The organism is Caproicibacter sp. BJN0012, from assembly GCF_035986805.1.
GTDB lineage: Bacteria > Bacillota > Clostridia > Oscillospirales > Acutalibacteraceae > Caproicibacter.
Genome location: NZ_CP142518.1, coordinates 3,515,105 through 3,541,021, shown reverse-complemented (window position 1 = coordinate 3,541,021; position 25,917 = coordinate 3,515,105). Strand labels below are relative to the sequence as shown.

The following is a 25,917-nucleotide window of genomic DNA, read 5'->3' as shown; positions in this document are numbered from 1 at the left end:
CAAGCCCCGCGCCCCGCTGAAATGCTGCTATCAATTTCCAGAAACAACCTTGTTAAATCCTGCATAGTCAGCCCTTTCCTGCGGATAATATGGTTGTAAATCACCACATAGGAGGGAAATCAATTTTGAAAGCCACAGGAATCGTAAGAAGGATTGACGACTTGGGTCGTGTTGTAATACCGAAGGAGATCCGCAGAACTCTGCGAATCCGCGAGGGAGACGCTCTCGAGATTTACACGGATTCGCAGGGGGGAGTCATTTTTAAAAAATATTCACCCGTCGGGGAGCTCTCCACGTTTGCTTTCCAGTATGCGGAGGTTTTAAACCGCACGGCGGGCCTGCCTATGTTGATTTGCGACCGGGACCACGTCGTTGCCGCGGCCGGAGTATCCCGCAAGGAATACCTGGAGCGCCGCGTCACGCCGGAGCTGGAGGAATGCATGCAGTCGCGGCGGACCTTCATCAACACCAGCGGCGAAAAGCTGCAGCCTATCGAGGGGATCGACCGCATGGCGAGCGTCGTCTGCCCGATCCTGGCTTCCAGCGACGTGACGGGCGCCGTGATCCTGCTGGAGGACGACACGCAGGCGGCCCCGGACGAAACCAAAATGAAGCTGGTGCAGGTCGCGGCGGCCTTTCTCGGAAAGCAAATGGAGGAATAGCGGAATCTTTCTCGGAATTCCCTTGCAATTTTACTTTTTATGTGTTAAAATAGCAAAAGTATATGAATGATGGGATGAAAGAGTGGGGCGACCCGCTCTTTTGTTTGTATAGCGGGGTGAAGCGTTTTGGCGGGAAAAGGGAAAGAGGGCGGCGTTGCCGGCGCGGTCTGGCGTCTTGCGCTGCCGTTCGCGCAGCGGCTCGGCCTCTCGGTCTGGGACGTCCGGTATGAAAAGGAAGGCGGCGCCTGGTACCTGAGGATTTTTATCGACAAGCCCGGCGGGGTCGGCATCGACGACTGCGAGGCTTTGAGCCGCGCGGTCAACGGGCCGCTCGACGAGCTTGACCCGATCCGCGAACCCTACTGCCTGGAGGTTTCTTCCCCCGGACTGAACCGGGAACTGCGGCGAAGCGAACATTTTACGGCCTTTCTGGGCTCCCGCGTGGCGGCCAGGCTGATCCGGCCGCTGCCGGACGGAACCAGGGATTTTACGGGGGAACTTGCCGGATACGGCGGCGGAGAGCTGACGCTTCGGGCCGAGTCCGGGGAAACGGCCCGCCTGTCCCTTCGGGACACTGCCTGGGTGCGGCTGCTGGAAGAGGATGAATTGGAGGAGTATGAGGAAAAATGAACAGCGAAATCTTTGACGCCCTGAACCTGCTGGAAAAAGAGCGGGGCATTTCGGTTGATTTTATGGTGGACCGGATCAAAAAGGCGATCGTCACGGCCTGCAAAAACAGCTACGGCAACGAGGACTGCGTGGTGAACGTGGACCAGGCGAAAGGAAATTTCGAGGTTTACCTGCGCAAGACCGTCGTTGAGGACATAACGGACAAAGGGAAGGAAATCACGCTGGAAAAAGCAAGGGAAATCGATCCCGCGGCCGCGGCCGGAGAAAAGGTCGCCGTTCCGCTTGACACGAAGGAATTCGGGCGTATCGCCGCGCAGACGGCGAGGAACATCATCCGTCAGGGCATCCGCGACGGCGAGCGCGACCGCATGCTGCAGGAATTCGAAAGCAAGCACCAGGAACTGGTCAGCGCCGTGGTCGAGCAGGTCGACCCCCGCTCCGGCGCCGCGACGCTTTCGATCGGCAAGGCGGAGGCCGTGCTGCCGAAGTCGGAGCAGGTGGCGGGCGAAAAGCTGAGGGAAGGCGACCACATCAAAGTGTACGTCGCGGACGTCAAGGAGACGGAGAAGGGCCCGCGCGCGATCATCAGCCGGATCCACCCGGACCTGGTCAAGCGCCTGTTCGAGGCGGAGGTGCCGGAAATCTACGACGGGACGGTCGAGATCAAGGCGGTTTCGCGCGAGGCGGGCTCCCGCACGAAAATCGCCGTCCTGAGCCACAACCCGGACGTCGACGCGGTCGGCTCCTGCATCGGCGCGAAGGGGATGCGCGTGAACCGCATCGTGGCGGAGCTCAGCGGCGAGAAAATAGATATCGTCCAGTACAGCGACGACCCGAAGCAGTTCGTCGCCTCCGCGCTTTCCCCGGCCAGCGTTGTGGACGTTGTTCCGGCGGAGGACGGCTCCCACGCGTGCCGGGTCGCGGTCCCGGACGACCAGCTTTCGCTCGCGATCGGAAACAAAGGCCAGAACGCCCGCCTTGCCGCAAGGCTGACGGGTTGGAAAATCGACATCAAGCCGGAGAGCGGATTCTATGAGGAGCCGGCGGAGGAACCCGCGGAAGAATAATCGGGGAACGACTGCCGAAGGGGGCGTGTTGCGATGCAGAAAAGAAAAGTGCCGCTGCGCATGTGCGCGGGATGCGGGCAGATGAAGCCGAAAAAGGAGCTTGTGAGGGTAGTGAAATCCCCCGAGGGCGAGATTTCGCTGGACCTGACCGGCCGAAAGCCCGGGCGCGGCGCCTATGTCTGCAGAAGCGCGGACTGCCTGAAGGCGGCGCGGAAGGCCAGACGGCTGGAAAAAGCTTTTTCCTGCCGGATCCCGGATGAGGTGTATGACCGCCTGGAGGAGGAACTGAACGGGAATGAATCGTAGGCTGCTTTCCCTGCTGGGGATTGCGAGGAAGGCCGGAAAACTCAGCCTGGGGAGCGACGCCGCGTGCGAGGCGGCGCTCGGCGGAGGATGTCCGCTCGTTCTGCTTGCGTCGGATCTTTCCCCGCGCACGGCCCGCGCGGTCAGCGAGGCTGCGGCGAGGGGAAAGGCGGAAACGGCGGTTCTTCGTGCGAACATGGATGAAATCGGCTGTGCCATTGGGAAAAGGACGGGGGTACTTGCGGTAAATGATATAGGATTTGCAAAGAAGCTGCTCGCGCTGAACGCGGAAGATTGAGGAGGAATTCGTACTATGATGATTAAATACAGGGTTCACGAGGTCGCGAAGGACCTGGACGTCCCGAATAAGGACGTGATCGATGCTTTGCAGAAATACACCGGCGAAACAAAAAAACATATGACGGCCCTGACGGAAGACGAGCTGGACGTCGTGTTTGAATCTTTTACCCAGAAAAACAACACGAACAGCCTGGACGCGTATTTCGCGGAGGCCAGCAAGCGCAAACCGGTTGTGGTGGAACCGGAACGCCCCGACGTGGCGGTCCGCACCCAGCCCGCGCCAACCGCGGCGAAACCGGCTTCCCCGGCGCCGCGCCCGGCGCCCGCTCACCGCCCCGTCCCTGCTGCTTCCTCCTCCTCAGCGCCCCGCAGAAGCGACGGAAAAAGGCCCGAAAACGGCGGCAGGCCGCAGCCTCCCGACAACCGCCAGCGGCAGGGTCAGCGCCCCGCGCAGCAGCAGCAACAGCAGCGCGGCAATTTCCATCAGCGCCCCGCGCAGCAGCAGGCTTCCGGCGGGAACCGGAACGTGCAGAAGGATCATAAGGCGCAGCCGCAGCGGCGCGCCCCGCAGAACAGCATCCGGCTGGAGGGCGGCGGGAATGGGAACAATTCCATTCAGCGGCCCGCGGGCAGGATCGTGGATACCCACGCTTCCCATGTGGAGCTGGACAAATACAACGAGAAATACGACCGCCTCGCCTCGGAGAAGGTAAAGCCGAACGACAACACGGTGAAAAAGCAGAAGCTGACCCAGCGCAGCAGCCAGTACCGCGGCAGGCCCAGGGGTGCCCGCAGGGAGACGGAGTCCGAGCGCCTGCGCCGCATCGCGCTGGAACGCAAGACCAAGCCGATCACCGTGCAGATCCCGGAGCAGATCACGGTCGGCGAGCTGGCCACGCGCCTGAAGGCGACCGTGGCGGAGGTCATCAAGAAGCTGATGGGCATGGGCGTGTTTGCCGCCGTCAACGACGTGATCGACTTCGACACCGCTTCGCTCGCGGCGATGGAGTTCCACGCCAAGGTGCAGAAGGAAGTCGTTGTGACCATCGAGGAGAGGATCATCGACGACAGCGAGGACAAGGACGACAATCTGGTGCAGCGCGCGCCGGTCGTGGTCGTGATGGGCCACGTCGACCACGGCAAGACCAGCCTGCTCGACGCGATCCGCCACACCAGCGTCACCTCGACGGAAGCGGGCGGCATCACGCAGCATATCGGCGCCTACCAGGTCAAGGTCGGAGGGCGCGACGTCACGTTCCTGGACACCCCGGGCCATGAGGCCTTCACCACCATGCGCGCGCGCGGCGCGCAGGTGACGGATATCGCGGTCCTGGTCGTCGCGGCCGACGACGGCATCATGCCGCAGACGGTGGAGGCGATCAACCACGCGAAGGCCGCAAAGGTTTCCATCATCGTCGCGATCAACAAGATGGATAAACCCGGCGCGAATCCCCAGATGGTCATGGAAGGCCTGACGAAATACGGCCTGGTGCCGGAGGAATGGGGCGGGGACGTCCCGTGCGTACAGGTTTCCGCGGTGCAGAAGACCGGAATTCACGAGCTGCTTGAGATGATCCTGCTGGTCGCGGACATGAAGGAGCTCAAGGCGAACCCGGACCGCGCCGCAAAGGGCACGGTCGTCGAGGCGCGGCTCGACAAGGGCCGCGGGCCGGTCGCGACCGTTCTGGTTCAGAACGGCACCCTGCGCCAGGGCGACATCGTCGTTGCCGGCACCACGGTCGGCCGCGTGCGCGCCATGGCCGATGAGAACGGCAGGACGATCGAGTCCGCCGGGCCGAGCGTTCCGGTGGAGATCACCGGCCTGGACGACGTGCCGACGGGCGGCGACATCTTCAATGCCGTTTCGGATGAGCGCCTTGCGCGCGAGCTGGTCGACCAGCGCCGGAACGAGCAGAAGGAAGAAAAATTCAACGCGCGGACCAAGGTCACGCTCGACAACCTGTTCGACCAGATGCAGCAGGGAGACATGAAGGAGCTGCACCTGATCGTCAAGGCGGACGTTCAGGGTTCCGTCGAGGCGGTCTGCCAGTCGCTTGAGAAGCTGACGAACGAAGAGGTCCGCGTCAACGTGATCCACAGCGGCGTCGGCGCGATCAACGAATCTGACGTCATGCTGGCCTCGGCCTCCAACGCGATCATCGTGGGCTTCAACGTGCGCCCCGACCCGGTCGCGGAGGAGAACGCGAAGCGCGACGGCGTCGACCTGAGGCTTTACCGCGTCATTTACGACTGCATCAACGAGATCGGCGACGCCCTGAAGGGCATGCTTGCCCCGAAGTTCCGCGAAGCCCAGCTCGGCAAGGCGGAGATCCGCCAGGTCTACCGCATCAGCAGCGTCGGAACCATCGGCGGCTGCCACGTCACGAACGGCAAGATCACGCGCACCGCGCAGATCCGCATCGTGCGCGACGGCATCGTCCTCGCGGAGGACAAAATCGCGTCCCTCAAGCGGTTCAAGGACGACGCGAAGGAAGTCGCGGAAGGCTATGACTGCGGCATCGGACTGGAGAAATACAACGATATCAAGGAAGGCGACATCCTCGAAGCCTTCGAAATGGAAGAATACAAGGAGTAGCAAGCTGAGCCTGCACGCACGCCCCGCCGTTTGGAACGGTGAAAACCCGTCCGCTTTGTTTGGCGGGAGAGTACGAAAATGCTTCCGGAAAGCGAAAGTGGAGAACGCCGTAGGCGCGAAAGGACGCTGTGAAAAGACGTGTGCGTCCGCCACAAGCGCGGGGCTACCCGACTGTTGAGCTTAACGGAGGAGTACGGGGGAATACTCCGGGAAGACTAAAGTCATGGACGCCGTAGGCGCGTCCCGACCGGAGGTCCGCCGAAGGCGCGAAAGACGCTGCGCGTCCGCAGTGGGCGCATCATCCTGATTAGGAGGGGATTTTTTATGGCCGGACATAAACTGGGACGTGTGACGGAGGATATCAAGCGCGAGCTGACGGCGATTCTCCGCGAGATGAAAGACCCGCGGGTCCGGGGGCTGATCAGCATCGTCCGCGTCGACGTGACGAGCGATCTGTCCTACGGAACGGTGTATATCAGCGCGATGGAGGGAATGGACCGTGCGAAAGAGGCCGCGGCAGGCCTGAAATCCGCTTCCGGCTTCATCCGGCACGAGCTGGGAAGCCGCCTGTCCCTGCGGAAGGTCCCTGAACTGATCTTCAAGCCCACGGATTCGATCGAATACAGCGCGAACATTTCCAGGATTCTCAACGATTTGAAGGAGGAGCGGAATGATAGGGATTAAGGAAGCGGCCGAACGTCTGCGAAGAGCCGGGCGGGTGCTGATCCTGAGCCATCAGTTCCCGGACGGGGACACGCTCGGCAGCGCCGCGGCGCTGTGCCGCGGTCTGCGGCGGATGGGGAAGCGCGCGGCGATCCGCTGCTCCGACGAAATCGGGCCGAAATACGACTTCCTGTTCCGGGATCTGCCGGACGACGATTTTGAACCGGACCTTGTCGCCGCGGTGGACATCGCGGACGAAGACCTGCTCGGCGAGCCGCTGAAATCACAGTGGGGCGGCAGGGTGGAGCTCTGCATCGACCACCACCCGTCCAACACGGGGTACGCCGCCGAGACCTGCGTGGACCCGAAGGCGGCGGCGACCTGCGAGATCATCTATGATCTCCTCAGGGAGCTGGGCGTCGCGATCGGGCCGGACATCGCCGCGCCGCTCTACACCGGGATCACGACGGACACCGGATGCTTCAAGTACATCAACGTGACCCCGCGGACCTACCGCATTGCGGCGGACCTGGTCGAAACGGGGATCGACGCTCCGACGATCAACAGGAAGATGTTCGACACCAAAAGCCGCGCGAGGCTCGACATGGAGCGGAGGGTACTGGATTCCATCCAGTATGACTGCGGTGGAAAAACCGCGGTGATCGTCATATCGAGGCGGATGATCCGCGAATCCGGCGCGAATGAGGACGACCTGGACGGCCTGGCGACGATTCCGCGCGGAATCGAGGGCGTTCTGATCGGCGTGACGCTGCGGGAAAAAGCGGACGGCGCATGGAAGGTGTCGCTGCGGGCGCTGCCGCCCGCAAACGCCTCCGAAATCTGTGAGCGGTTCGGCGGCGGCGGCCATAAAGGGGCCGCCGGGTGTACGCTGGATCTGCCGCTGGAAGAGGCGAAAAAACAGATGCTCGGCGCGGTGCGCAATTATCTGGAGACGCATGGATGAATGGAATTCTGATTCTGGACAAGCCCGCCGGTTTTACCTCCTTTGACGTGGTTGCCGTCCTGCGCGGCCTGACCCGCGAAAAGCGGATCGGGCATACGGGCACGCTGGACCCGATGGCGACGGGCGTGCTGCCTCTGCTGCTTGGCTGCGCGACGCGCGCGGAGGCGCTGCTGCCAGACACCGACAAGGAATACGAGGCCGGGTTTCGTCTTGGGATCGCGACGGACACGCAGGACACGACGGGAAAGACCGTCGCCGAAAGCGGACACGGCGCGACGGCGGAAGAGGTGGAATCGGCGCTCGGCGCCTTCCGCGGCGATATTCTGCAGGTGCCGCCGATGGTTTCCGCGGTCAGCGTGGGCGGAAAGCGCCTTTACGATTTGGCCCGCAGGGGGATCGAGGTCGAGCGTGAACCGCGTCCGGTGACGATTTACCGGCTGGAGCTGCTGTCCTATGACGAAGCGGCGCGTTCCGGCGCGCTCCGGATCGCCTGTTCGAAGGGCACCTATGTCCGCACGGTCTGCGCGGACCTGGGGGAGGCGCTGCATACATACGGCGCAATGTCCTCCCTGCGCAGAACGCGCGCCTCGGGTTTCACGGTTTCTGACTGCATCACGCTGCCGCGGGCGAAAGAGCTTGCGGCCGAAGGGCGGCTGGAGGAACGCGTCCTGCCGGTGGAAACGCTGTTTTCCGATCTGCCGTCCGTCGGCGTGTCTCCGGCGCAGTCGGTGAGGTTCCTCAACGGCGGAGCGCTGGATCTGGAACGGACTGCGCTTCGCCGGACCGCGCCCGGCGAAGGCTCCGTTTACCGTGTGAAAGACCCGGCCGGAGGATTTCTCGGGCTTGGCCGCGCCGAGAACGGCCGGCTCCGCGTGCTGAGGCTGTTTCCCGGCGGATAAACATTCCGCGCCCGGCGGGGGGCGAACACGGCTTTCGCCGGAAAAAGCGTTTTGACCTTCCATTCGCCCCGGCCCGTTTTTCGGAGGCTTGTGTGGACCTTCCTCCAAACGAAACCGCCGCCGAGGGGAAGGGTGCCGGAGCGCCGGGCGAAAACCTGAATTTGATTGCAGCTTTTCAGCCGCGGTCGACGGTTTGCATTCGGCCGGAGGCCAGCGGCACGCTGCCGCACAGAATAAATCCTTTTGTTTTGGAGAAAAATAAGCATGGAAATTGATCGAACATTGACGCCCTCCGAGGGAGACAGCGCCGTCGCATTGGGGAATTTCGACGGACTGCATGTGGGGCATCGGAAAGTGATCTCCCTCGCGCTGGACGGAGCATCGGAAGGGCTTCTGCCCACTGTTTTCACCTTTGCGGAAAACCCGCTTGCGGACCTGGGCGGAGGAGCCGGCGGGCGGCTGCTGTCGCAGGAAGATAAAATCGCCGTGCTGGAGCACATGGGCGTGAAACAGCTGTATATTCTGGAATTCCGCGCCGTGAAGGATCTTTCCGCGGAGGAATTTGTCGACAGGATTCTCATTGGCTGCTTAAAAGCGAAAAAAGTCTGCTGCGGCTTCAATTTTACGTTCGGACGCGGCGGAAAGGCGGACAGCTCCACGCTGGCTGGGCTCTGCGGGGCGCGCGGAGTCGCCGTTTCGGTTGCCAAGGCGGTGATGGTGGGCGGCACGCCCGTCAGCTCCACCCGCATCCGCGGTCTGCTGGAAGCCGGACGGGCCGGCGAGGCGGCCAAGCTGCTTGGGCGCCCGTTCGGCTACTGCATGCCGGTCCGCCGGGGCAGAAGGCTGGGACATTCGCTCGGCACCCCGACCCTGAACCAGGAGTTGCCGAAGGGCTTCGTCCAGCCGAAGTTCGGGGTCTATGTTTCACAGGTTCTTGTGGAGAATCAACGGTATGCCGGGGTGACCAATGTGGGAGTCAAGCCCACGGTCGGCTCCGACCAGCCGCTTTCGGAAACCTGGATGCCTGATTACCGCGGCGGTGAGCTCTACGGAAGGACCGTCCGGGTGGAGCTGCTCCGTTTTCTCCGCCCGGAGCGCCGGTTTCCCACGCTGGAGGACCTGAGAGCGCAGATTCTGCGCGACGGCGCGCAGGCGAGAGAATTTTTTTCGCAGGATGTTTCCGCAGCCAGGCGCATTTAAGAGCGCCGTCCAGGCCGGAGGCGCACTGTAAGTTTTCATTTACAAAACCATTTTGCTGTGCTATAATCTAAATCTATGGAACCAAGAATCCAAACGCCCCTTTCCCGGATCAGGGGGAACGCCCCGTGCGTGGGGATTTCACCGGCCCTGTTCTGAGAATGTGGGAAATTGATGAAAAGGTGGAACAGTTATGCTGAAAGAAGAAAAAACGGAAATCATCAAACAATACGCGCTGCACGAGGGCGACACCGGCTCGCCGGAAGTTCAGATCGCGATTCTGACAACCCGGATCAACGCTCTGACCGAGCACCTGAAGGCCCACAAAAAGGATCATCATTCCCGCCGCGGGCTTCTGAAAATGGTGGGCCAGAGAAGAAACATGCTCAACTATCTGCAGAAGAGCGATATCTCCCGGTACCGTGTCATTATTGAAAAATTGGGAATCCGCAAATAATTTACACTTCAGGGCAGGCGGTTCTTACCGCCTGCCTTTAGGCTTATTATGAGAAGTCTCCGGAGAGAGGGAAATACGGGAATTTAGCAGTGAAACGGACGCCCCGCGCGGCCGGCTGGACGCCGGTTTTATTGCTAAATCAGCCGTACCCGCTGTCCGGAGACGCAACGGAGGAGAGACGTTCATGTTTGAGAATTACAAAGTGTATAAAACGGAGTTTGCGGGCCGGCCGTTTGTGGTGGAAACGGGCAAGATGGCCCAGCTTGCAAACGGCGAGTGCCTGGTCCGCTACGGTGAGACGGTGGTCCACGTGGCGGCCACCGCTTCCGCAAAACCGCGCGAGGGCGTGGATTTTTTCCCGCTTTCCGTCGATTTTGAGGAAAAACTCTATTCCGTCGGCAGGATTCCCGGCTCGTACCTGAAGAGGGAAGGCCGGCCGACCGACAAGGCGATCCTGACCTCCCGCATGATTGACCGCCCGATCCGCCCCCTGTTCCCGAAGGACATGCGCAACGACGTTTCCGTCGTCTGCACCGTGATGAGCGTCGACCACGACTGTGAGCCGGACATCGCGGCGATGGTCGGCACGTCCATCGCGATCAGCATTTCAGACATTCCATGGAACGGCCCGATTTCCGGCGTCTCCGTCGGATATGTGGACGGGGAATTCGTCATCAATCCGGACAGCGAGCAGAGGAAGAAGTCCAAAATGGCCGTCACGGTCGTTTCGACCGCCGACCGCATCGCCATGATCGAGGCGGGCGCGGAGGAGATTCCGGACGACGTCATGTACAACGGCATCATGGCCGGGCACAAGGCGAATCAGGCGATGATCGAGTTCATCAATTCCATCAAGACGGAGATCGGCAAGAAGAAATTCTCCTACCCCAGCAACGAGCCGGACCAGGAAATGCTGGACGCAATCAAGGATTTTGCGCTGGAGGACGTCCGCGCCGCGCTGGATACAGACGACAAGAACGTCCGCGACGAGCGTCTGCAGCCGGTTTACGACAAGGTCCACGAAAAATTCGATTTGGTCTATCCCGACCAGCAGGCCAAGATCGACGAATGCATGTATAAGACGCAGAAATACGTGGTGCGCCGCTGGCTGCTCGATGAACAGAAGCGCGTCGACGGCCGGAAGATGAACGAGATCCGCCCGCTTTCCGCGGAAGTCGGCCTGCTGCCGCGGGTCCACGGCTCCGGCATGTTCACCCGCGGGCAGACCCAGGTCCTCACCGTCGCGACCCTCGGCCCTATGAGCGACATGCAGAACTTCGACAGCATCGACGAGCAGGAGACAAAGCGGTACATCCACCAGTACAATATGCCCTCCTACTCCACGGGGGAGACGAAACCCAGCAGGGGACCCGGACGGCGTGAGATCGGCCACGGCGCCCTCGCGGAGCGCGCGCTTCTGCCGGTGATTCCGTCGGTCGACGAATTCCCGTACACCATGCGCCTTGTCTCGGAGGTCCTTTCCTCCAACGGCTCGACCTCGCAGGCTTCTATCTGCGGTTCCACGCTGGCGCTGATGGACGCGGGCGTTCCGATCAAAGCGCCAGTCGCGGGCATTTCCTGCGGGCTGATCACCGAGGGCGACCGCTGGATGACCATGGTGGATATTCAGGGCGTCGAGGATTTCTTCGGCGACATGGACTTCAAGGTGGCCGGGACCCACGCCGGCATTACGGCGATCCAGATGGATCTGAAAATCAATGGCCTGACGCCGGACATGGTGCGCGAGGCCCTTTACAAAACGCACAAAGCCAGGGATTACATCATTGACGACATTATGCTCAAGGCGATTCCGGAGCCCCGCAAGGAGCTTTCCAAATACGCGCCGAAGATGCTTTCCATCTCGATCCCGCTGGAGAAGATCCGCGAAGTGATTGGGTCCGGCGGAAAGGTGATCCAGAAGATCTGCGCCGAGTGCGAGGTCAAGGTGGATGTGGAGGAAGACGGGCATGTCTATGTTTCCGGCATCGACCTCGACAACTGCAAGCGCGCGATCAGCATCATCGACACCATCGCGAACGATCCGGAGCCGGGCTCCATCTACAACGGAAAAGTGACGCGTCTGATGGATTTCGGCGCGTTTGTGGAAATCGCGCCGGGCAAGGAAGGCCTGGTGCACATCTCCCAGCTTGACGTCAAACGGGTCGAAAAGGTGACGGACGTCGTCAATATCGGCGACGAGGTCATGGTCAAGGTGCTGAATATCGATGACAAGGGAAGGCTGAATCTTTCCCGCCGCGACGCTCTGATCGAGGTGGACGGCCTGGTCCCGGAGAATGACCCGGAGCCGCGGCCGTTCCGCAGGCCCGCGCCAAGGCATGACGACCGGGGCCATTCCGGTCCGAAGCCAAGTTTCGGGAAACCGAGGCAGCCCAGATAGACGAAAGAAAAAGCGCAGTCTTACGGCTGCGCTTTTCTGTTACTTGTCTGCGGCGGGCGCCTTTTTGTTCATGCTTCGGAACTCACCCAGAATCATTTTCAAAATTTCTTCCTGGTTCATCGTAAGGCCGTCAATCTGCAGCAGCTTGCGGTTTTCCAGGCCCAGGATATAATCGGAAGATACGCCGTAGAGGATGGAGAGTTTAACCAAAACATCCAGCGACGGGGTTTTAATATTGTTCTCATAGCCACTGATCGTGGTTTTGGAAAGGTTCAGCCTTTTTGCTACCTGGGTTTGGGTCAGGTCTTTGTTTTCCCGCAGTTCGCGAAGACGATAGCCAAAATCGAAAATCATAATATCAGCTCCTTGAAATGAGTTTACTCGATAATCGTACACTTTCAGAGAACAAATTGTTGGATATATCAACCTGTAATTTACTTTGCACAAATTGTGACTGATTTTTTACCCTCAGGCGGCGATTCCTTTGGGGTGGGACCCAATTTCAGCAAAACGCGTTCAATCTTGCCGGAAATTATGCTATAATCTTAGCGGAATGAAAGGGAAAGAAAGGACAGAATTATGTCGGCAGTGACTCAGGCGAAAAGAATTGTGATCAAAGTGGGGACTTCCACGCTGACCTATGAGAACGGAAAACTGAACCTGCGCAGGATTGAGCGCCTGTGCAAGGTTCTGAGCGACCTGCAGAATTCCGGGAGGGAAATCGTGCTGGTCACCAGCGGGGCGATCGGCGTCGGCGTCGGGAAGCTCGGCCTGCGGGAGAGGCCGCAGGAGACGGAAAAGCGACAGGCGGTGGCCGCGGTCGGCCAGTGCGAGCTGATGTTTATCTACGACAAATTTTTCGGAGAATACAACCGAACTGTCGCGCAGGTCCTGCTGACCGGCGATGTGACCGCCAGTGAATCCACCCGGAAGAATACGGAAAACACCTTTCAGGAACTGATCGGAATGGATATCATCCCGGTGGTCAACGAAAACGACACCGTCGTCGTGGACGAGTTGGTCGGGAACCAGATCGGCGACAACGACACTCTTTCGGCGATCGTCGCCCGCCTGATCGGCGCGGACCTTTTGATTATCCTGACCGATATCGACGGATTTTATGACGGCAACCCGTCCGTGAATCCGAATGCGAAACGAATTCCGTTCGTGCCGCAGGTGACGGACGAGATCCGGACCTTGGCGGGCGGGACCGGTTCCCGGCGCGGAACCGGCGGGATGCGCACCAAAGTGGACGCCGCCGCCCTCGTCAACGAGGCGGGAATCCCCTGCTGCATTATCAGCGGGGCGTACCCCGAAAAATTGTACGACCTTTTCGAGGGCGCGCAAATTGGGACAGTTTTCGGAAAAAAAATCGGCTAGAATAGAACAAGGAAAATGCAGCAAACAGGAGAGAATGAAATGACTGCTTTGGAGGAAATGGGGAAAAAAGCGAAAATTGCCGCCCGGGAGCTGGCCGCCGCAGGAGAGCTCAGGGAAAAGGCGCTGTTCGCCATGGCCCGGGCGGTGGAAGACGCCGGAGAGGAGATCCTCGCCGCCAACCGGACGGATCTGGAAGAGGCCGAACGGAACCATATGAGCGCGCCGCTGATGGACCGGCTGGCGCTTTCCAAAGAGCGGGTGAGCGGCATGGCGGACGGGATCCGCTCGGTCGCGATGCAGGCCGACCCGGTCGGGCAGGTGGTCTCCGGGTTTGTCCGCCCGAACGGGCTGAAAATCGAAAAGATCCGCGTACCCATCGGAGTCATCGGCATGATCTACGAAGCGCGTCCGAATGTGACGGCGGACGCCGCGGCGCTCTGCCTGAAGGCCGGAAATGCGGTCATCCTGAGAGGCGGCAGGGAGGCCCTGCGTTCCAACGAGGCGGTCGCACGGGCAATGCGCGGCGCGCTGGAGTCCTGCGGAGTGAACCCCGACTGCATTCAGCTGGTGCGGGACCCGTCGAGGGAATCCGCGGTGGAAATGATGCGGCTGACCGGCTATATCGACGTGCTGATCCCCCGCGGCGGGCAGGGGCTGATCCGCTCGGTCGTTGAAAATTCACGCGTCCCGGTGATCCAGACGGGGGCGGGAAACTGTCATGTTTACGTGGACGATTCGGCGGATGTTGAAATGGCGGCTGAGATCATCTACAACGCCAAGACTTCCCGGCCCTCCGTCTGCAACGCGATCGAAACCGTCCTGGTCCACCGGGACATCGCGGAGCGGGCCCTGCCGGCCATCAAGGCGAAGCTCGACGAAAAGAACGTGGAGCTTCGCGGCTGCGAGCGAACCAGGGCGATTCTGGGGGACTGTGTCGTGCCCGCGGCGGAGGAAGACTGGGCTACGGAATACCTCGACTATATCCTCGCAGTCCGCGTGGTCGGCGATATGGACGAAGCGCTCCGGCATATCGCGCGTTATTCGACCGGGCACAGCGAGGCGATCGTGACAAACAGCTATGAGAACGCCCGGCGCTTTACGGCTTCGGTGGATGCGGCGGCCGTCTATGTCAACGCTTCCACGCGTTTTACCGACGGCGGGGAGTTTGGCCTGGGCGCGGAAATCGGCATCTCGACCCAGAAGCTGCACGCGCGCGGTCCGATGGGCGCCTTTGAGCTGACCTCGTGGAAATTCGTCGTGACGGGCAGCGGCCAGACTCGTTAGAATAAGGGAGAATACCATGGATACGAAAGACAAAAACCAAAACCCGCAGTCGTACTCCGCGGACTACCGTTCCTCCTACTCGCCCGGAAACAAAAAGGCCCCGCCGGAGGAAAAAACCCGAAAGACAGTTCCGGAACCGGGGGAGGGACAGACTCCCGCTTCAAAGCCGAAGCCGGAGCCGGAACAAAGACCTTCGGCATCCATGCCGAAAGAGGAGCAGAAACCTCAGGCTTCTGCGCAGCGGGTGAAACAATCCGTACCGTCGCCCTCGGCAAACGGAAAGAAGCGGCCCTCCGCATCCACTGCCGCGCGCCGCGCAAGGCTGGAAAACGAAACGGAAATTGATGATTTCCTGCCGGAAAGCGATGGAATCGACGACGAGCGCCTGCTGACGAAATGGGACGACGGCCTGGGCGCGTCGGCGCCAGCGCGCCCACAGCCAAGACGCCGCGGCCGTCATCGCTACGGGATCTTTGTCGGTTCGGTGGTCCTGATCCTGGCACTCGTGGGCGTGGGCTTTCTCGCGACGACAATCGGCACAAAGATTCATTCCGCTCTGACGGATGACACCGGGCTGCGCCAGTACGACCAGTTCCTGACGGTGGCCGTCGCGCAGGATCCGCAGCCGTTTTCCTCCCCCGACAAGGCGGATTCGGATTTTGTGCTGAACGCTTCCCTGTGGCAGTGCATGACGAGCGACAGCGCGGCGAACTATACCGATTACGACGACGCCGGAAGAACGATTGTCCCGCTCGGCGATGTCGTGGATGCCTGCCGCCAGCTCTTCGGCCCCGACTGCCAGCTTCAGCCGAAGAACCCTGAGGAGGAAACCTTTTTTGAGTACGACTCGCAGAACGCGCAGTTCCATGTGGCCCTTTATTCGCTTGACAGCACCTACACCCCCTACACCGAGAACGCAAAGAAAAAGGACGATATTGTTGTCCTGAAGGTGGGTTACGTGCCGCCGAGCGACGATACCCGCGCGCAGTCCGGTTCGGCATCCTCCAATGTGACGCCGAAGCCTGTCAAATACATGGAATACGACCTGAAAACGGACCCCTCCACGCAGAAGCAGTATATTTACGCGGTGAAAGCGCTGTCCGAATAAAAAAAACCGGGCGGGAATTGCAAACCGCCGCAAATCGCGCCAATTTTGAGGCCGCGTGATTTTGTCGGCGGTTTGGCCCGTCCGGGGGTGATGTCCGGCGGTTATGTTACGAGATACATCAGGGCGAAGATTAACGCCGTGTCCGCTTTTTCCTCCAGCAGGATCAGAAGGAGGACCCAGATCAGGGTGCGCTCGTTGTCTTTGAGCAAAGTATCAAGCAGACCTAGGCCGGCGTCTTCCGCCGGTTCCTCAGGTTCCGGCACAGGCGGCGGGGCAGGCGGAGGCGCGGGGGCCTTTTCATGGATGGGAAGCTGTTCTGAATGGGGATAAACTTCCTGCGCAGGACGCGCTCCGGCCGGCATGGAAGTGTCCGGGGCCGGAAAATGCGCCCTCGCCTGCATCTCCCGCGCACGTTTGACGGCTTCTTCCTGAAGACTCTGAAAATTATAGGAATCCCCGTTTCGATTTCCTGGCATGGTTCACCTCACAAAAGCCCGCTGCGCCGGATCAATGGGATCATCCGCACAATCTGCATCAGCCGGATTGCCTGATCCAGCTTTTTTCCCTTTTCTTCGTTCAAAAAGGGGCGCAGCGCCCGCAACAGCCGTGTGCTGTCGTCTTCCTGCCGGAACTTTGAAATCATGGGGGCGAGTTTCATGATCATCCGCAGCGAATCCTGATCCACGCCCTCCGGGGCGCGGCTGTCCCGCACGGCGGGCACCGCAGGAGTCTCATCGGGCGGGGGCGCGGGTCCGGACCCGGACCCGCCGCTTCCGCCCAGCATGCTCGCCAGGCCTTTGATTTTCTCCATGCTTTCGGGATTTTTCAGGAGGTCGTTCAGCATGGAGGAAAGATCTTCCATTTATTTTCCTCCCTTGAACTTGCGGATCAGGTCCTGCGCTTCCGGCGAATTCAAAATCTTTTCGCAGGCGCCTTTATCGGCCAGAAGTGATTTGACCCGTTCCCGATCCTTCGGACCGAGCTGGCTCATCAGGGATTCCAGCAACTGACGGTTTTCCGCGCTGTTTTGCATAACATCACCCCGCTATATCTTTATGCGATGCCTAAATAATATATACCCGTCCCGAAAAGGGCGGTTCCGGAGGTCTTTCCATGCGAATTCTGGTAGTATCGGATACCCACAGGGATTCCTATTCTCTTCGTGCGGCGATCCTGAAGCAGCCCCGGGCGGAGGTTGTCATCCACCTGGGCGACGGCGAGGAAGAGGCCGCGGACGCGCGGGACAGCTTCCGCGATAAGATGTTTCTGATGGTGAGCGGGAACTGCGACTGGGGCAGCATGCTGCCGGCGGAAGGGTTCACCACGCTGGCCGGAAAAAATATTTTCTATACCCATGGTTATACTTACAATGTGAAGTACGGCATGTATGAGATTATCTCCGCGGCTCGCAGCCGCAAGGCGGATATTCTGCTGTTCGGCCACACGCACGAGGCGCTGACCGAGTATCGGGACGGGCTGTATCTCATGAATCCGGGCTCGCTTTGCGGCAGCACGGGGACCTACGGGATACTGGACATCACCCCCGCGGGGATCGTAACCAATATTCTCAGGGTCTGAGGCTGCCCTGTAACAGAATATGCCGAATTTGTACGGAAAGGAACAAGGATATGAGCGAATATGAAAGATGGCTGGAAAACGCGCTGGATGACCCGGACCTGAAGAAGGAACTGGAAGAGATCAAAAACAGTCCGGAGGAGATCAACGACCGTTTCTACCGGGATCTTGAATTTGGGACCGGAGGGCTGCGCGGCGTAATCGGCGCCGGAACCAACCGGATGAATGTCTATACGGTGCGGAAAGCGACGCAGGGGCTGGCGAATTACCTGAAAAAGCATGCAGAGCACCCTTCCGCGGCCATTGCTTATGACAGCCGGATCAAATCGGACCTGTTTGCCCGGGAGGCGGCGGCCGTGCTCGCGGCGAACGGCGTGAAGGCCCACATCTATCCGCAACTTTCCCCGACGCCGACCCTTTCGTGGGCGGTGAGAACCCTTCGCTGCGACGCGGGCATCTGCGTGACGGCGAGTCACAATCCGGCAAAGTACAACGGATACAAGGTGTACGGCGATGACGGCTGCCAGATCACGCTGAAGATGGCGGACGACGTCCTGGCAGAAATCGAAAAGCTCGACGTGTTTCATGATATCAGACGCATGGATTACGGCAAGGCACAGGCCGAGGGACTGGTCTCCCTGATTCCGGACGACGTGACCGACCGTTTTCTCGACGAGGTGATGAAGCAGCGCGTCTTCTCCGAGCCGTGCACGGGGCTGAAGGTCGTCTACACGCCGCTCAACGGCACCGGGCGCGTCTGTGTCACGCGCATCCTTCAAATGATCGGCGTTGGGGAAGTGGCGGTCGTGCCGGAACAGGAGTTCCCGGACGGAAATTTCACCACCTGCCCGTTCCCGAACCCGGAGATCCGGGAGGCGCTGCAAAAGGGGCTGGAGCTGTGCGAAAAGGTTCAGCCGGACCTGCTGCTGGCGACCGACCCGGACTGCGACCGCTGCGGCATCGCGGTGAACCGGAACGGCGAATTCGTCCTGATGTCCGGAAACGAGGTCGGCGTCCTGCTGCTTGATTTCATCGCGCGCAGCAAAAAGGAAAAAGGAACTTTGCCGGAACGGCCGGTCGCGGTCACGACCATCGTCAGCACCGATATGGCGACGCCCGTCGCGGAGCATTACGGAATTGAACTGCGGCGCGTTCTGACCGGGTTCAAATATATCGGCGACCAGATCGCCCTGCTGGAACAGGCCGGAGAAACCGGCCGCTATCTCTTCGGATTTGAGGAGAGCTACGGTTACCTTTCCGGCGGGTATGTCCGCGACAAGGACGCGGTGGACGCGAGCATGCTGATCTGCCAGATGGCGCAGTACTACCGGGAAAAGGGAACGACGCTGTACGACGCGATGGAGGCCCTGTACCAAAAATACGGATATTATGAAAACGCGCTGATGAATTTCGGGTTTGAAGGCGAGGACGGAATGCTCCGCATGGGCGCCATCATGGATTCCCTGCGCAAAAACGCGCCCGCCGGGATCGCCGGGTTCAAAGTATCCGGATGGAGCGATTACGAAGCCTCCGTGACCAGCGGCGGCCAAAAGATCGATCTGCCGAAATCCAATGTGCTGGAATACCGGCTGGAAAACGGCGGCAAGGTGATCATCCGCCCGAGCGGGACGGAGCCGAAGATCAAAGCCTATCTTTCCGCCAGCGGAAGCTCGAAGGAGGAGTCTCTCGCGCTGATCGAAAAGCTGAAAGGCGCGGTTCCCTCCTTGATGAAATGAAAAAACAGCAAGGAAATAATTGACAGAAACGGATTTATAGAGTAAACTAAGCCTGTATATACAGAGCAATCGTAAACGTTCGAAAACGGCGCGGTGCATTTGCAGGTTCTCCAATACGGCAGGTCTGTATATCCAAAAAGGCTGTTGCAAAATGATCATTTTGCACAGCCTCTTATTTTGCGGGCGCCGCCTGTTTTTGGAAATCCAACGGTTTTTTTCGACCGGTTGACAAAAGAGAGAAAAAAAGTGATAATAATAAAGTCAGGCCCGCCGGAGCTTTTAACCCGGACGGGCTACCTTGTTAGGAAAAGGCGGATAGGAAAATGAAAAAGATTTGGATTCTCGCGGCCGCGGCCGCTTTGCTGATGACGGCGACAGCCTGCGGGGCAGGCGATGTGGGCGGCGTGTCCTCCCAGTCGTCGGCAACCTCTTCCGAGGCGGTTCCCTCCAGTTCGGCGCCCGCCGTTTCACAGGACAGCGTGGAGGATAATTTGCAGGGCCTTCAAAAATATCTGACAGGCAACGGCGCGGTTTCCGGTGAGCCGACTAAAATGCGCGCGGATGTCATCGGCGCGAAAAGCGGGGTGAGGTACCAGTTTTCCTTTAATGGAAAAAACAATGTCACGGCGGAATTTTATGAGTACGATCCGGACAGCCTCAACGACACCGCGAAACAGGTGCTGGACGGCGTTAAGTCGAACGGAAAGTTCTCTTTGATGGGGCAGCAGGTGGGCGCGGTTTTATCGGACAGCGGAAAATACCTGATGATCTATCAGGATACCGTCGCGAAGGATGAAAACAAGGCCAATACGGATAAAGTTACGAAATGGTTCAAGGGCTTTAAGAGTTAAAAGATGCGGATTGTTTCAATAAATTTTAAAATACGGGACCGTATAAAAGGAAGGGCCGCAGAACCGCGGCCCTTCCTTTTTGCTATTGCAGCTTCAGCGCAAAGAACCACCAGCTTTGCTGGTGGGATAAGAATCTTTAGATACAAGAAAATCTCCTTTTGTTAGAATAGATGCAGGTTTGCCAACCGCATTACCAACAAAAGGAGATTTTGTCATGAAAGACATACAAAGTTTATCACATTCAAAGTGGAGATGCCAGTATCATATTGTATTTGCTCCAAAATATCGCAGAAGAGAAATATATGGGCAGATAAAAGCAGATATAGGCAAGATTTTAAGGAAGCTGTGTGAGCAGAAGGGAGTGGAAATCCTCGAAGCTGAGGCGTGTCCAGACCACATTCACATGCCGGTAAGCATTCCGCCGAATCTCAGTGTGGCACAATTCATGGGCTATCTCAAAGGAAAGAACAGCCTGATGATATTCGATAGGCATGCAAATTTGAAGTATAAGTATGGAACGCGACATTTTTGGTGCCGTGGCTATTTTGTAGACACAGTGGGTCGTAACAAGAAAGCAATTGAAGAATATATCAAAAATCAATTGCAGGAAGATATTGCCTCAGATCAAATAAGTTTCAAAGAGTATATTGACCCGTTTACGGGTAGCAAGGAATCAAAGGCATAAAAGAAGGCCGCTTTAGCGGCGGCCTGTAAAAGTAATGCGGTTGGTAACCTATTTCAGTGCGTCTTGAGACGCGCGCCAGTACTATGCCCTTTCAGGGCTTGTGCATACCACGCGTTCAACGCGTGGTTTTGATTCGATTTCCTGTTCCAAAGCCTGAAAGACAGCTGCGTCGAAGAAATCCGCCAAAGAAATTTCCAGTCCGTCGCACAGTTTCTTGATCGTCACAATGTCCGGATTCTGGCTTTCCCCGTTCAAGATGCTCTTGACGGTGGACTGCGGCACGGTAGCTCAAAGCGTTCGGCGTGATGCCCTGCTGCCGGCACAGCTCAATGATCCGTTCCGCGACGGCCTGTCTGATGTTGATGATCCATTCCTCCAGTGTTATATCACGAATCCTCATCAATAGAATAAGAAATTTTTTAAATATTTGTTAGTGATATATCACTGATTGTGGCATCGTGGAGGAAATAAACGGATTTTAATAGGAGTGAATCATTGTGGCGGATTATAAGACAATGTACTTTCAGCTTGCGGCAAAAGTCGCGGACGCGGTTGAGTTCCTTATCCAAGCTCAGCAGGAAGGGGAAGCCCAGTACAGGGAGGAACAAAATTCCATTGTCCGGATTGAAAAAACCGCAGGCGATTCGAAAGAAAAATGATGGCTCTTGACAGCCATCATTTTCGACGTATCGTTCCGCTTCATGCTATTTTATGATCGGCAGGTCGCCCGGCTCGTGGGAAGCGCCGTTGAAATAGATGTCGTACCAGACAAGAAACATGAATACCGTCCAGATCTTGCGGCTGTTGTCGCATTTGCCCTGCACGTGGTTCTCCAACAGGGAGGTGAGAAAATCGGTGTTGAAAAACTGTTCCGCGGTTTCGGAGGTGAACGCCTGGCGGACGATCGCGCTGTATTTTTCCTCGCGCAGCCAGACGCGGATCGGAACGGGGAAGCCCAGCTTTTTCTTTTGGGCCGTCGCCTCCGGCAGATGCCGCATCGCCGCCTTGCGCAGCGCGTATTTGGTGTTCTGCGGATTTACTTTCAACCTGCGCGGAATGCGCGAGGCGACGGCGAAAACCTTGCGGTCCAGGAACGGGACGCGCAGCTCGAGGGAATTCGCCATGCTCATTCGGTCGGCTTTCAGGAGGATGTCCCCGACCATCCAGACGTTGATGTCCAGATACTGCATTTTCGTCACGTCGTCCTGATCCCGCACGCGGTCGTACCAGGGGCGCGTCAGCTTCTGCGGCCGGGTCGCCGGAACGCCCTCTTTCAGAAGAGCCCGCTTTTCCGCCATGGTGAAGAGGCTGTTGTTGCCGATAAAGGTTTCCTCGATGGTTTTGGAGCCGCGGATGAGAAAGTTCTTGCCCTTGAACGAAAACGGAAGTTTCCTTGCAAGGGAGGCGAGAGCCCTGCGAAGTCCCAGCGGCAGACGGCGGTAGGCCGCCATGTCGTCCGGTTCATGGTAGATATTGTAGCCGCCGAACAGCTCGTCCGAGCCTTCTCCGGAAAGCACGACCTTGACGTATTCACTCGCGATTTTCGAGACAAAATAAAGGGCGATGCAGGAGGCGTCCGCAAGCGGCTGGTCCATGTGGTACATCACCTTGCGGATGTTTCCCCAGTATTCGTCCGGTGAGATCGTCTTGTAGTGATGCTCGACGCCGATCTTTTCGGAAAGCTCTTTTGCGTAGCTGATCTCGTTGTACTTTTCGTCCTCGCCGAACCCGACCGTAAAGGTCTTCTGCCCGGTGAAATAAGTGGCGACATAGCTGGAATCTACGCCGCTGGATAAAAAGCAGCCGACTTCCACGTCGCTGATGCGGTGCGCCGCGACGGAGTCCTCGAAGACCTGGTCGATCTCGTCGACGGCTTCTTCCTCCGTCATCGTTTCGTCCGGTTCAAACTTCGGCTCCCAGTAGCGCTTGATCTCCACCTCGCCGTTCCGGTACCACAGGTAGTGGGCCGGCATCAGGCAGGAAACGCCCTCAAAGAAGGTTTCCGGAGGGACCGGGTACTCGAAGGAAATATAGTTGTTCAGCGCATTCAGATTCAGCTTCTTTTCAAAGCCGGGGAACTCCAGAATGCTTTTGATTTCGGAGCCGTAGACGAAGCTGCCGCCCACCTGCGTATAGTGCATCGGTTTGATTCCGAAAAAATCGCGCGCCAGGAACAGGCTTTTGTCCGTTTTGTTCCAGACGGCGAACGCGAACATGCCGCGCAGCTTGCCCAGCAGGTCCTCCTGCCATTCTTCGAATCCGTGGACCAGCACCTCGGTGTCGGTGTTGGTCGCGAAACGGTGTCCCTTTGCCGCGAGAATTTCCCGCAGCTGCTGATAATTGTAGATCTCGCCGTTAAACATCACAACCAGCGTGCCGTCCTCGTTGTAAATCGGCTGGTCGCCCTGTTTCAAATCGATGATGCTCAGCCGCCGGAACCCCATCGCGATATCGGAGTCGGTATAAACTCCGCGGGAGTCCGGCCCCCGGTGTGTGATGACATCCGTCATATTCTTAATGACCGCGTCGCGGTCGATTACTTCACCTGTAAATCCGCACAGTCCGCACATAGTTTCCTCTTTTGCCCCATTCTGTCAGCAGCTTTCACTTTCGCGGTAGCCGTCCAGTATCTTCTGCGCCGTCATGCTGTCCACCGGGAAGAAGCCGTCCATCCGGTCGGGACCGGCGCTTTCCACGATTTCCAGCGACTTGCGGTACGCTTCCATCCGCGTGTGCCTGCGCACGGGCTCGGCCTCGCCCTCCAGCAGAAAAGAAAAACCGATCTCATTTCCGCGTTCGTCGGCATAGCAGAAATAGCCCGCCGCCGTCTTCTTTCCGTGCTTTTGGTTCAGAACGCCGGAGAGGGCGAATTTGACCAGTTCCACCGCCCTGTCGTCCAGCCCGGCTTCAAAGATCAGGACCTTTTCCTTCAGGGTTTCCGGCGTGGTGACCAGGCGTTTGGCGACGCCGGTCAGCTGGGGAAACTCCGTTTTAAGATCGATTTCGCCGCAGCCGCCGCCGTTCGGCGAAAGGTACACCATGAAGTTCCGGTCCGGGTCATGATACAGAAATGGATATAAAAACCGGGCTGCGTAACCGCATTCTGGGCAGCGCCAGTCAAACATGGTTTCATTCAGCACACGCGCCTTCAGCTCCGGATTCCGGGCGGCATCGACCCCCGGCCACAGCTCTGTTTTCACGGCCGCGCCGCACTGTGGGCAGCTGATTTCCTCAGTCATTTGCGTCGACATTCCCGCTATCTCCTTATTCTCTGCGTGTTTCCCTATTATATCACACTGACATAAAAAAAGGAATAGATGAAATAATACTGTTGCAGGAACGCTTTTTGAGGTATAATAGGAACAAATTCATGAAAACCGCGTTCGCGGCAGGAGGGATCCGAAATGGAACTTTTTAAAAATGTCGCTGGTTCCGTGACAAAGGCGGTCAATTACGTCGTGGATAAAAACCGCAGGGCCGCCATGATCAACCGGCTGAAAATTGTGATTCGCAACGAGAAAGAAATCGAGGCCCGCTCCTATATCGAGCTGGGCAGATATTATTATGAAAACATGCGCGACGCTTCCGACGAGCGCACCGAGCCTCTCTGTGCCGCCGTGGACAACGCGGACCGCAGGCTGAAGCGCGCGTTTGCCAAGCTGGACGAAATGATGGTTCCGGCCGGCGCGGATCAGGAAGAGGAAGACGGCTGTGAAGAGAGCGGCTGCGCCGAAAGCGCTTCCGATGAGGGTGAAGATTTTTTCCGCTCGTTCAGCGCCGCGGAGGAGGAACCGGACGGCACGGGCGAAGTGGCCGACGACGATCCGGTGATCTGAATGAGGGGAAAAGTCATGCTGGGAATGAGCGGCGGCGTGGACAGTTCAACCGCCGCCCTGCTTTTGCCAAAAGCGGGGTAGAGGTTGTGGGCGTCACGCTTCGTGTGCGGCCGGCCGGACCCCGAATCCCTGCGTGCTGTGCAACCCCGGCCATCAGGTTCGGCGCGGGGCTGGACCGCGCGGAGCGCCTTGGATTCGACTGTGTCGCGGCCGGGACAGGCCGCCGCCTTTTACGACGGGAACACGGTGCTGGGCGGCGGAACAATCCTGACGAAAGAGCCGTAAAGCGCGCGGACGCCTTGTTCAAACGGAAGAGGCCGGAACCCTGAAGAAGGGTTCCGGCCTCTTTGTCATTCGGCGGCTTCCCGCCAGTAGGCGGCCCCGTTGCTGGTGCGTTTTAAGTAACCGAAATCGATCAGGGACCGTCTCAGCGTCGCGTGATCCGCGTAGATGCCGACGAGCAGTTCTTTGACCTCCTGCTCGGAATAGGTTTTTCCCGGCTCGAACGCCTCCGCGACCCTTTTCAGGACGACCTGCAGCTTTTGCTGCTTGGACGGCAGCGTTTTCAGCTTGAGCGGGGCCGTGGAAGAAAAAAAGCTTCGGATGATTTTTTCTTCCTGCTTCTGTTCGGGGGTGAGAGTTGATTCGTCCATTTAAATGCTTCCTTTTTTAATGAATGGTGCCCTGTCCGCAGGATGTTTTCCGAATAGGGGACAGGACGGCGGTTAAAAAAATGGAAAGCTAGTCCAGCACCATGGAAAAGCTTGCTCCGGGTTTTTCGGAGCGGAACATGCAAAACGGTTCTACGTCTCCCGCGTGATACCGGTCGCTGAGGATGGTAGCCGTCGTTTTGCCGCCATAGCGGAAGGTCAGCCTCATGGTGCGGACATGATCAAAGGCGGTGTCGGACAGCAGTTCGCCTCTTGCCGCAAGACAGGCTGATTGGTAGAACTGGGAGCGCTCCAGAAAATTCCCGGTTTCTTCAGGAATAAAAGTCAGATCGGCCGTGATGTGAAGCTCGGGACCGGTTTGTTCACAGGATACGCCGGTGACGTTCCCGGAGCCGAAGCGGCGCTCCAGTCGAGAGGAAAGGCCGGAGTCGGGTTGTCCCAGCCAGGTTCCAAGGCCCGCGCCAACGGCGAAAAAGAGGACGGCAAACAGGGAGACGGCCAGGAACAATTTTTTCCGCCCGATAAAAGCCGATCGATTTTTCAGCGGATTCATTCGGCCACTCCTCTGCAAAGCAAGCTGGAAATATCATACGGCGGTTTCCAGCTTTTGTCAAATCCCCGGAGTTTGCCCGGAAGGAAAATAAAAGACACAGGG

General features: G+C 58.5%; 31 protein-coding genes and 1 pseudogene. 23 read left to right on the top strand and 9 right to left on the bottom strand.

The genetic code is table 11. The annotated features are described in order from the left end of the window. Positions 1 to 125 precede the first annotated feature (125 nt). From VA597_RS17480 to VA597_RS17425, 12 genes are all read left to right on the top strand, one after another. Positions 126 to 662, top strand: coding sequence for a stage V sporulation T C-terminal domain-containing protein (locus VA597_RS17480; RefSeq protein ID WP_128744147.1), 537 nt, complete (start codon positions 126 to 128; stop codon positions 660 to 662). A gap of 126 nt (positions 663 to 788) precedes the next feature. After that, positions 789 to 1,292 (top strand): ribosome maturation factor RimP, encoded by a 504-nt coding sequence (gene rimP, locus VA597_RS17475; RefSeq protein ID WP_128744146.1) that lies wholly within the window; start codon positions 789 to 791, stop codon positions 1,290 to 1,292. After that, on the top strand, positions 1,289 to 2,359 hold the full coding sequence (gene nusA / locus VA597_RS17470; RefSeq protein ID WP_128744145.1) for a transcription termination factor NusA: 1,071 nt from the start codon (positions 1,289 to 1,291) through the stop codon (positions 2,357 to 2,359). The genes rimP and nusA overlap by 4 nt, the downstream gene beginning before the upstream one ends. A 33-nt stretch (positions 2,360 to 2,392) precedes the next feature. Beyond that, positions 2,393 to 2,665, top strand: a complete 273-nt coding sequence (gene rnpM, locus VA597_RS17465) for an RNase P modulator RnpM (RefSeq protein ID WP_128744144.1) — start codon at positions 2,393 to 2,395, stop codon at positions 2,663 to 2,665. Continuing rightward, a complete protein-coding gene (locus VA597_RS17460) occupies positions 2,655 to 2,960 on the top strand; it encodes a L7Ae/L30e/S12e/Gadd45 family ribosomal protein (protein WP_128744143.1) in 306 nt (101 codons plus the stop codon). The genes rnpM and VA597_RS17460 overlap by 11 nt, the downstream gene beginning before the upstream one ends. Before the next feature lie 15 nt (positions 2,961 to 2,975). Then, positions 2,976 to 5,558: a translation initiation factor IF-2 gene (gene infB / locus VA597_RS17455; RefSeq protein ID WP_326974911.1), complete on the top strand. Its 2,583-nt coding sequence runs from the start codon at positions 2,976 to 2,978 to the stop codon at positions 5,556 to 5,558. Between the two features lie 324 nt (positions 5,559 to 5,882). Continuing rightward, positions 5,883 to 6,242, top strand: coding sequence for a 30S ribosome-binding factor RbfA (gene rbfA, locus VA597_RS17450; RefSeq protein ID WP_128744141.1), 360 nt, complete (start codon positions 5,883 to 5,885; stop codon positions 6,240 to 6,242). Further along, positions 6,229 to 7,185, top strand: coding sequence for a DHH family phosphoesterase (locus VA597_RS17445; RefSeq protein WP_128744140.1), 957 nt, complete (start codon positions 6,229 to 6,231; stop codon positions 7,183 to 7,185). The genes rbfA and VA597_RS17445 overlap by 14 nt, the downstream gene beginning before the upstream one ends. Continuing rightward, a complete protein-coding gene (gene truB / locus VA597_RS17440; protein WP_128744139.1) occupies positions 7,182 to 8,084 on the top strand; it encodes a tRNA pseudouridine(55) synthase TruB in 903 nt (300 codons plus the stop codon). Before VA597_RS17445 ends, truB begins: the two co-directional genes overlap by 4 nt. 264 nt (positions 8,085 to 8,348) lie before the next feature. After that, a complete protein-coding gene (gene ribF / locus VA597_RS17435) occupies positions 8,349 to 9,284 on the top strand; it encodes a riboflavin biosynthesis protein RibF (protein ID WP_128744138.1) in 936 nt (311 codons plus the stop codon). A gap of 190 nt (positions 9,285 to 9,474) precedes the next feature. Further along, positions 9,475 to 9,738 carry a 30S ribosomal protein S15 gene (gene rpsO / locus VA597_RS17430; protein WP_128744137.1) on the top strand — a complete coding sequence of 88 codons (264 nt, stop codon included), beginning with the start codon at positions 9,475 to 9,477 and terminating at the stop codon, positions 9,736 to 9,738. A gap of 184 nt (positions 9,739 to 9,922) precedes the next feature. Beyond that, positions 9,923 to 12,136: a polyribonucleotide nucleotidyltransferase gene (locus tag VA597_RS17425; RefSeq protein WP_128744136.1), complete on the top strand. Its 2,214-nt coding sequence runs from the start codon at positions 9,923 to 9,925 to the stop codon at positions 12,134 to 12,136. Between the two features lie 39 nt (positions 12,137 to 12,175). On the opposite strand, the gene VA597_RS17420 is transcribed toward VA597_RS17425, so the two are convergent. Further along, positions 12,176 to 12,490, bottom strand: a complete 315-nt coding sequence (locus VA597_RS17420) for a helix-turn-helix domain-containing protein (protein WP_128744135.1) — start codon at positions 12,488 to 12,490, stop codon at positions 12,176 to 12,178. A gap of 225 nt (positions 12,491 to 12,715) precedes the next feature. On the opposite strand from VA597_RS17420, the gene proB reads away from it, so the two are divergent. From proB to VA597_RS17405, 3 genes are read left to right on the top strand one after another with little or no spacing between them, the layout of a single operon-like run. After that, a complete protein-coding gene (gene proB, locus VA597_RS17415) occupies positions 12,716 to 13,516 on the top strand; it encodes a glutamate 5-kinase (RefSeq protein WP_128744134.1) in 801 nt (266 codons plus the stop codon). Positions 13,517 to 13,555: 39 nt separating this feature from the next. Further along, on the top strand, positions 13,556 to 14,800 hold the full coding sequence (locus VA597_RS17410) for a glutamate-5-semialdehyde dehydrogenase (RefSeq protein ID WP_128744133.1): 1,245 nt from the start codon (positions 13,556 to 13,558) through the stop codon (positions 14,798 to 14,800). Positions 14,801 to 14,816: 16 nt separating this feature from the next. Further along, positions 14,817 to 15,908 carry a hypothetical protein gene (locus tag VA597_RS17405; RefSeq protein WP_128744132.1) on the top strand — a complete coding sequence of 364 codons (1,092 nt, stop codon included), beginning with the start codon at positions 14,817 to 14,819 and terminating at the stop codon, positions 15,906 to 15,908. A 101-nt stretch (positions 15,909 to 16,009) separates the two neighbouring features. On the opposite strand, the gene VA597_RS17400 is transcribed toward VA597_RS17405, so the two are convergent. Genes VA597_RS17400 through VA597_RS17390 form a run of 3 tightly spaced genes read right to left on the bottom strand, consistent with a single transcriptional unit; the run spans position 16,010 to position 16,941 of the window. Next, the gene (locus VA597_RS17400; RefSeq protein WP_128744131.1) at positions 16,010 to 16,384 is read right to left on the bottom strand and encodes a hypothetical protein; all 375 of its coding nucleotides are present in this window, start codon (positions 16,382 to 16,384) and stop codon (positions 16,010 to 16,012) included. Positions 16,385 to 16,392: 8 nt separating this feature from the next. Then, positions 16,393 to 16,770 carry a hypothetical protein gene (locus VA597_RS17395; protein ID WP_128744130.1) on the bottom strand — a complete coding sequence of 126 codons (378 nt, stop codon included), beginning with the start codon at positions 16,768 to 16,770 and terminating at the stop codon, positions 16,393 to 16,395. Beyond that, positions 16,771 to 16,941, bottom strand: coding sequence for a hypothetical protein (locus VA597_RS17390; RefSeq protein WP_164919118.1), 171 nt, complete (start codon positions 16,939 to 16,941; stop codon positions 16,771 to 16,773). Between the two features lie 80 nt (positions 16,942 to 17,021). Here VA597_RS17390 and VA597_RS17385 point away from each other — a divergent pair, with 80 nt between their 5' ends. The 4 genes from VA597_RS17385 to tnpA all read left to right on the top strand — a co-directional run bounded on the left by VA597_RS17385 (position 17,022) and on the right by tnpA (position 20,755). Beyond that, a complete protein-coding gene (locus VA597_RS17385) occupies positions 17,022 to 17,486 on the top strand; it encodes a YfcE family phosphodiesterase (RefSeq protein ID WP_128744129.1) in 465 nt (154 codons plus the stop codon). A 50-nt stretch (positions 17,487 to 17,536) separates the two neighbouring features. After that, a complete protein-coding gene (locus VA597_RS17380) occupies positions 17,537 to 19,219 on the top strand; it encodes a phospho-sugar mutase (RefSeq protein ID WP_128744128.1) in 1,683 nt (560 codons plus the stop codon). 323 nt (positions 19,220 to 19,542) lie between these two features. Continuing rightward, positions 19,543 to 20,070, top strand: coding sequence for a hypothetical protein (locus VA597_RS17375; RefSeq protein WP_128744127.1), 528 nt, complete (start codon positions 19,543 to 19,545; stop codon positions 20,068 to 20,070). A 214-nt stretch (positions 20,071 to 20,284) separates the two neighbouring features. After that, entirely contained in the window at positions 20,285 to 20,755 is a 471-nt protein-coding gene (gene tnpA / locus VA597_RS17370) for an IS200/IS605 family transposase (RefSeq protein WP_128742696.1), read from the top strand. Between the two features lie 81 nt (positions 20,756 to 20,836). Here the strand turns inward: tnpA and VA597_RS17365 are convergent, their stop codons facing one another. Beyond that, complete coding sequence (locus VA597_RS17365) at positions 20,837 to 21,037, bottom strand: helix-turn-helix domain-containing protein (protein WP_326974910.1); 201 nt, start codon at positions 21,035 to 21,037, stop codon at positions 20,837 to 20,839. A 215-nt stretch (positions 21,038 to 21,252) separates the two neighbouring features. Between VA597_RS17365 and VA597_RS17360 the strand changes: the two genes are divergently transcribed. Further along, on the top strand, positions 21,253 to 21,414 hold the full coding sequence (locus VA597_RS17360) for a hypothetical protein (protein WP_164919117.1): 162 nt from the start codon (positions 21,253 to 21,255) through the stop codon (positions 21,412 to 21,414). A 45-nt stretch (positions 21,415 to 21,459) separates the two neighbouring features. On the opposite strand, the gene asnB is transcribed toward VA597_RS17360, so the two are convergent. Both asnB and VA597_RS17350 read right to left on the bottom strand, forming a co-directional pair. Beyond that, entirely contained in the window at positions 21,460 to 23,325 is a 1,866-nt protein-coding gene (gene asnB / locus VA597_RS17355) for an asparagine synthase (glutamine-hydrolyzing) (protein ID WP_128744126.1), read from the bottom strand. A gap of 24 nt (positions 23,326 to 23,349) precedes the next feature. Further along, on the bottom strand, positions 23,350 to 24,006 hold the full coding sequence (locus tag VA597_RS17350) for a CpXC domain-containing protein (RefSeq protein ID WP_128744125.1): 657 nt from the start codon (positions 24,004 to 24,006) through the stop codon (positions 23,350 to 23,352). Between the two features lie 153 nt (positions 24,007 to 24,159). Here VA597_RS17350 and VA597_RS17345 point away from each other — a divergent pair, with 153 nt between their 5' ends. The 3 genes and pseudogenes from VA597_RS17345 (at position 24,160) to VA597_RS17340 (ending at position 24,876) form a co-directional block, all read left to right on the top strand. Further along, positions 24,160 to 24,591, top strand: coding sequence for a hypothetical protein (locus tag VA597_RS17345; protein WP_128744124.1), 432 nt, complete (start codon positions 24,160 to 24,162; stop codon positions 24,589 to 24,591). Next, positions 24,592 to 24,698 (top strand): annotated as a pseudogene (locus tag VA597_RS17820) (tRNA 2-thiouridine(34) synthase MnmA); the annotation flags it as partial. It abuts the gene before it with no gap. Between the two features lie 82 nt (positions 24,699 to 24,780). Further along, positions 24,781 to 24,876, top strand: coding sequence for an aminomethyltransferase beta-barrel domain-containing protein (locus tag VA597_RS17340; RefSeq protein WP_326974909.1), 96 nt, complete (start codon positions 24,781 to 24,783; stop codon positions 24,874 to 24,876). A 65-nt stretch (positions 24,877 to 24,941) separates the two neighbouring features. Here VA597_RS17340 and VA597_RS17335 read toward each other — a convergent pair whose 3' ends face one another. Together VA597_RS17335 and VA597_RS17330 are read right to left on the bottom strand one after the other, a co-directional pair. Beyond that, the gene (locus tag VA597_RS17335; RefSeq protein WP_326974908.1) at positions 24,942 to 25,244 is read right to left on the bottom strand and encodes a DUF2087 domain-containing protein; all 303 of its coding nucleotides are present in this window, start codon (positions 25,242 to 25,244) and stop codon (positions 24,942 to 24,944) included. A gap of 88 nt (positions 25,245 to 25,332) precedes the next feature. Continuing rightward, entirely contained in the window at positions 25,333 to 25,815 is a 483-nt protein-coding gene (locus VA597_RS17330; RefSeq protein ID WP_326974907.1) for a hypothetical protein, read from the bottom strand. Positions 25,816 to 25,917 lie beyond the last annotated feature (102 nt).